The following is a 441-nucleotide window of genomic DNA, read 5'->3' as shown; positions in this document are numbered from 1 at the left end:
CGCAAGCTCGACGCCGATCAACGCCGCACCGCATGGTTGTTGACCCACGGCGAATGGCAAAAATGCCTGCTGATCAGCGAGTCTGCGGTATTCGCCCTGTTGATTCATCATTACATCCCGGAAAACCGCGCCCTGCGACGCTGGCTAACGCAAGACGTGCTGCCCGCATTGAGCGCCCGCCCCGTTGATATCAACAACGACGGCCCCACTCACTGCCAAATGCAGTGGCAGGGCACAACCCTGAGTACGCTGCAATGGCGCGGGGATATCTGGGTGAAGTTGCGCGACATGCCGGAAATCGTTCAGGTCCAGACGACCGGCAAGAAAGATGGCTGGCTGAAACGCCTGAAGTTGCTGGGCAAACGGGCTGCTTGAGCGCTTCAAACAGGCTCTGTACAAAAAGTGGCCACGCTGGCCGACTTTTCGTACACAGCCTACGGT

1 protein-coding gene is annotated in these 441 nt (G+C 58.5%); it reads left to right on the top strand.

Annotation, left to right across the window (positions count from 1 at the left end):
- Window positions 1-375: BRO-N domain-containing protein (locus tag ALO43_RS30680; protein ID WP_054997362.1), on the top strand; the 375-nt coding region annotated here is incomplete at its 5' end.
- Window positions 376-441: the final 66 nt, after the last annotated feature.

Origin of the sequence: Pseudomonas tremae (assembly GCF_001401155.1) — a bacterium.
Lineage (GTDB): Bacteria > Pseudomonadota > Gammaproteobacteria > Pseudomonadales > Pseudomonadaceae > Aquipseudomonas > Aquipseudomonas tremae.
Note: the sequence above shows the minus strand (reverse complement) of the source record. Positions and strands in the feature narration are given on the sequence as shown.